Genomic DNA, 5,366 nt, shown 5'->3' on the forward strand with positions numbered 1-5,366 from the left:
CTCCCCCCCCGCCCCGCCCCCCCGCCGGGGCCCGCCCCGGGGCCGTTCCGGCGCTCCTGGAGCCCCGTGGAGGCCCCGCGGCGGCCCCGCGGGGCGGGTGGTGAGGGTGCGGCGCGTGCCCGCCGCAGGGCGGTGAGCGGCCGGTTTGACCCTGTCAGGGGCGCACCGTACTCTTGACCGTCGGCGTGTCCCAGGCACGCCACGCTCCTGAGCACCTCCCTCCCGCTCCGTCGGGAGAGGCCGCTCGTCCAATCCGGATCCGTACGGGCCCCGCCCGTCTGAGCGGCTGGCTTCAGGAGTTTTCGTCCCGAGTGAGAGAGAGATCCGCGTGTACGCCATCGTGCGCAGCGGTGGTCGCCAGCACAAGGTTGCTGTCGGCGACATCGTTGAGGTTGACAAGATTTCCACTGCCAATGTTGGCGACACGGTCGAGCTCTCGACCCTGCTCGTTGTCGACGGCGAGTCCGTGACCAGCGACCCGTGGGTCCTGGCCGGTATCAAGGTCACGGCCGAGGTTGTGGACCACCACAAGGGCGCCAAGATCGACATCCTGCGCTACAAGAACAAGACCGGCTACCGCCGTCGCCAGGGTCACCGTCAGCAGTACACGGCGATCAAGGTCACCGGTATCCCGACGGCTGCGAAGTAAAGAGGGACTGAGCAATGGCACACAAGAAGGGCGCATCGTCCACCCGGAACGGTCGCGACTCCAATGCCCAGCGGCTCGGCGTGAAGCGCTTCGGCGGTCAGGTCGTTTCCGCTGGTGAGATCCTCGTCCGCCAGCGCGGCACCCACTTCCACCCGGGCGCCGGCGTCGGCCGTGGTGGCGACGACACGCTGTTCGCCCTGCAGGCCGGTTCGGTGCAGTTCGGCACCCACCGTGGCCGCAAGGTCGTGAACATCGTTCCGGCCGCCTGATCCAGCTGCTGCTGATCAAGCGTTCGTAACCCCGAGGGCGGATCTCCGTCTTCCCCCGGACCGTTTCGGTCCGGTCGGGAAGATAGGTCCGCCCTCGGCGCGTTTGCACATACGCACGTTTAATGGGCAGTAGTGCCCGGAACAAACCCGTTCTTTTCTGGAGGCAACACCATGACCACCTTCGTGGACCGCGTCGAGCTGCACATCGCCGCGGGTAACGGGGGCCACGGCTGCGCCTCCGTGCACCGGGAGAAGTTCAAGCCGCTGGGCGGCCCCGACGGCGGCAACGGCGGCCGGGGCGGTGACGTCATCCTCGTGGTCGAGCAGTCCGTCACCACGCTGCTGGACTACCACCACAGCCCGCACCGCAAGGCCACCAACGGCAAGCCCGGCGAGGGCGGCAACCGCTCCGGCAAGGACGGCACCGACCTGGTGCTGCCCGTTCCGGACGGCACCGTGGTCCTCGACAAGGACGGCAACGTCCTCGCCGACCTCGTCGGCCAGGGCACCACCTACGTGGCCGGTGAGGGCGGCCGCGGCGGCCTCGGCAACGCCGCGCTCTCCTCCGCCCGCCGCAAGGCCCCCGGCTTCGCCCTGCTCGGCGACCCGGGCCAGACCGGCGACATCGTGCTGGAGCTCAAGACCGTGGCCGACGTGGCCCTGGTCGGCTTCCCCAGCGCCGGCAAGTCCTCGCTGATCTCGGTGCTCTCCGCCGCCAAGCCGAAGATCGCGGACTACCCCTTCACCACCCTGGTCCCCAACCTGGGCGTGGTCACCGCCGGTTCCACCGTCTACACCATCGCCGACGTGCCCGGCCTGATCCCCGGCGCCAGCCAGGGCCGCGGCCTGGGCCTGGAGTTCCTGCGGCACGTCGAGCGCTGCTCCGTGCTGGTGCACGTGCTGGACACCGCCACCCTGGAGTCCGACCGCGACCCGGTCTCCGACCTCGACGTCATCGAGGGCGAGCTGCGTGAGTACGGCGGCGGTCTGGAGAAGCGTCCGCGTCTGGTCGTCCTCAACAAGGTGGACATCCCCGACGGCCAGGACCTCGCGGACATGATCCGGCCCGAGCTGGAGGAGCGCGGCTACAAGGTGTACGAGGTCTCCGCGGTGGCCCGGACCGGCCTCAAGGAGCTCTCCTTCGCGCTGGCCGAGATCGTCGCGAAGGCCCGTGCCCGCAAGCCCAAGGCCGAGACCACCCGCATCGTCATCCGGCCCAAGGCCGTGGACGAGACCGGCTTCACCGTCGTCTTCGACGAGGCCGAGGACGTCTACCGGGTGCGCGGCGAGAAGCCGGAGCGCTGGGTGCGCCAGACCGACTTCAACAACGACGAGGCCGTGGGCTACCTGGCCGACCGCCTCAACCGCCTCGGTGTCGAGGACGCCCTCATGAAGGCCGGCGCCCGCGCCGGTGACGGTGTCGCCATCGGCACCGAGGAGAACGCGGTCGTCTTCGACTGGGAGCCCACCATGACGGCGGGCGCCGAGATGCTCGGTCGCCGAGGCGAGGACCACCGTATGGAAGCCCCGCGTCCGGCCACCCAGCGGCGGCGCGAGCGCGAGGCCCGCCGGGGCGACGAGGCGCAGCGCGAGTACGACGAGTTCCGGCCCTTCTGACCTGCACGTTGAAGGCGCCTTTACGGCGCTCCCGTAGGATCCCCGGGTGAGTATCGTGCTCGACCAGAAGGTCGTTGGAATGGAAGCTTCCGACGGCCGTGGCAGCGAAGACGGCAAGGGGCGCGTCAGCGTCGTCGTGATCGCCTACAACGACGCCGAGCTCGTGGGCGAGGCCGTCGCATCGGCGCTCGCCCAGGGCGAGGTGGTCGCCGAGGTCATCGCGGTGGACGACTGCTCCTCCGACGGCACCCCGCAGGTGCTCGACGAGTTGGCGGCCGCCCACCCGAAGGTCCGGGTGATCCACCGCGAGCGGAACAGCGGCGGTTGCGGTACCCCCCGCAACGACGGGATCGGCGCTGCCACGGCCCCGTACGTGTTGTTCCTCGACAGCGACGACGTGCTGCCGCCGGGGGCCGCCACCGCACTGGTGGCGGCCGCCGAGCGGCACGGCGCCCCGGTGACCGTCGGCTCCTGCGTGCGCCGTGAGCTCCCGCAGCACCACGACGTGCCGTGGGTGCCCGGTCTGTACGAGGCGCCCGCGGTGATAGGGAGCCCCGCCGACAAGCCCGCGCTGGTCCGGGACACCCTGTGCGTCAACAAGCTCTACGCGCGCGCGTTCCTCGACGAGCACGGCATCCGCTTCCCCGACGGCCGCTTCGTGTACGAGGACTTCGTGTTCACCGCTCGGGTGCTCGCGGCGGCCCCGCGGATCGCGGTCGTGCCCGAGCTGGTGTACGTCTGGCACGTGCGCCGCAGCGCCGCCCAGGTCTCGATCTCCCTGGACCGGGCCGACATCGGCAACTGGCAGTCCCGGATCAACGCCCACCGCACCGCCGTGGAGATCCTGCGGGCCGCCGGCGCCGACGACCTCGTGACGGCCTGCCGGGTCAAGTTCCTGGAGTACGACCTGCGTATGTACCTGCGCGAGATCGGCCAGGACCCCGACTACCAGGCCGACTGGTGGCGGTTGACCCGCTCCTACCTCGACGAGTTCGAGCCCGCGGAGGTGGCCGCCGCCGGGGCCGCCGCCCGCTGGGCCGTGCACGTCCTGCAGGCCGCCGCGGAGCCTCCCGCGGACCTGGACCGGCTGGTCCAGTTCGCCGCCGACCCGCCCCGCCTGCTGCCCCCGTACGCCCTCGCCGACGGCGAGCCGGTGTGGAGCGCGGAACTGCCCGCGGCCCGTCTCGACGGGCTGGCGGAACTGCCGCTCGCCGAACTCCCCGTCATAGTGGACGCCCGGCTGGTCACCGGGCTGGTCGGCGAGCTGCGGGTACGGGTCCACGACCTGTACGGGCGCCTCGCCCAGGCCGGTCCGACGACCGCGCACCTGGAGTTCGACACCCGCCGCGGTGACGAGCCCGCCCTCAGCCGGCCGGTGGAGCTGCGCGCCGACGGCTCGGACGCCTGGACGGCGAAGCTGCCCGTGGGCATGACCGCGCTGGCCGCCGCCGGTCGCCGGCGCGGCCGTCGTGGCCTGCAGGTCTGGGACGTGCGGCTGCGGGTGCACTGCGCCGACGGCAGCTCCCTGCTGGCCTCCGTGCGGCCGGTCAGCGACCGCCTGGGACGCAGCGCCCTCGCGAGCAGCCGGTACGGTGTTCTGCTGGTGCAGCCGTACGTGACCTCCAACAACTCGCTGGCGCTGCGGCTGGCACCGGGGCTGCACGGCGCCGTGAGCCTGGTCAGGAACCGCATGGACCGGGCCCGCATGCGCCGGCAGCTCGGCTGAGGCGCGGGCACCGCACGGTCCCGCGCACGCGGACAGGACTCGGGAGTTACGAATGACGTTTCTGATCACCGGCGGTGCCGGCTACATCGGTTCGCACGTGGTCCGGGCGATGACGCTCGCGGGCGAGAGCTGCGTCGTCCTCGACGACCTCTCCACGGGCAACGCGGACCGGGTGCCGGAGGGCGTGCCGCTGGTGGTCGGCTCCGTGCTGGACCGGCTGGTGCTCGACCGCACCCTCGCCGAGCACCGGATCACCGGCGTGGTGCACCTGGCGGGCAAGAAGCAGGTCGGCGAGTCCGTGGAGAAGCCGCTCTGGTACTACCACGAGAACGTGCAGGGCCTGACGGTGCTGCTGGAGGCGGTGGCCGCGGCGGGCGTCCGCAACTTCCTCTTCTCCTCCTCCGCCTCCGTCTACGGGATGCCCGACGTGGACCTCGTCACCGAGGACACCCCGTGCGCGCCCATGAGCCCGTACGGCGAGACCAAGCTGACCGGGGAGTGGCTGGTGCGCGCGGCGGGTCGGGCGCACGGCATCTCGACGGCCTGCCTGCGCTACTTCAACGTGGCGGGCGCCGCGGCCCCCGAGCTGGCCGACACCGGGGTGTTCAACCTGGTGCCGATGGTCTTCGAGCGGCTGGACGCCGGTGAGGGGGCGCGGATCTTCGGGGACGACTACCCGACCCCGGACGGCACCTGCATCCGCGACTACATCCACGTGGAGGACCTGGCCGACGCGCACCTGGTGGCGGCCCGCAAGCTCGGCGAGTGGGCGGCGACCGGCGAGCACCGGGACCTGACCGTGAACATCGGTCGGGGCGAGGGCGTGTCCGTCCGCGAGATGGTCGAGCTGATCAACGAGAACACCGGGCACGCGGCGGAGCCCGTGGTCACCCCCCGGCGGCCCGGCGACCCGGCGAAGGTGGTGGCCTCGGCCGCGCGGATCGAGGCGGAGCTGGGTTGGAAGGCCCGGCACGACGTCCGCGCCATGATCACCTCGGCCTGGGCGGGCTGGGAGGCGAACCGGGTCCCGGCCCGGCACGCCGAGCGCTGACCGCCGCGCGCGCCCCGTTCCGTACGGGCGCGCGCGAGCCTTCGAGGGCCGTCC

The 5,366-nt window shown here is 71.9% G+C and carries 5 protein-coding genes; all 5 read left to right on the forward strand.

What is annotated here, in order from left to right; translation table 11 throughout:
- Positions 1 to 328: 328 nt before the first annotated feature.
- The 5 genes from rplU to galE all read left to right on the forward strand — a co-directional run bounded on the left by rplU (position 329) and on the right by galE (position 5,312).
- A complete protein-coding gene (gene rplU / locus ABTZ17_RS36120; protein ID WP_352200058.1) occupies positions 329 to 649 on the forward strand; it encodes a 50S ribosomal protein L21 in 321 nt (106 codons plus the stop codon).
- Between the two features lie 14 nt (positions 650 to 663).
- Complete coding sequence (gene rpmA / locus ABTZ17_RS36125) at positions 664 to 918, forward strand: 50S ribosomal protein L27 (protein WP_226732937.1); 255 nt, start codon at positions 664 to 666, stop codon at positions 916 to 918.
- Positions 919 to 1,089: 171 nt separating this feature from the next.
- Positions 1,090 to 2,535 carry a GTPase ObgE gene (gene obgE, locus ABTZ17_RS36130; RefSeq protein WP_352200059.1) on the forward strand — a complete coding sequence of 482 codons (1,446 nt, stop codon included), beginning with the start codon at positions 1,090 to 1,092 and terminating at the stop codon, positions 2,533 to 2,535.
- 79 nt (positions 2,536 to 2,614) lie between these two features.
- Positions 2,615 to 4,261, forward strand: coding sequence for a glycosyltransferase family 2 protein (locus ABTZ17_RS36135; protein ID WP_352200060.1), 1,647 nt, complete (start codon positions 2,615 to 2,617; stop codon positions 4,259 to 4,261).
- Positions 4,262 to 4,313: 52 nt separating this feature from the next.
- A complete protein-coding gene (gene galE, locus ABTZ17_RS36140; protein WP_352200061.1) occupies positions 4,314 to 5,312 on the forward strand; it encodes a UDP-glucose 4-epimerase GalE in 999 nt (332 codons plus the stop codon).
- The last annotated feature ends 54 nt before the right edge of the window (positions 5,313 to 5,366 follow it).

The sequence above is a fragment of the Streptomyces sp. NPDC097619 genome (assembly GCF_040302735.1).
Lineage (GTDB): Bacteria > Actinomycetota > Actinomycetes > Streptomycetales > Streptomycetaceae > Streptomyces.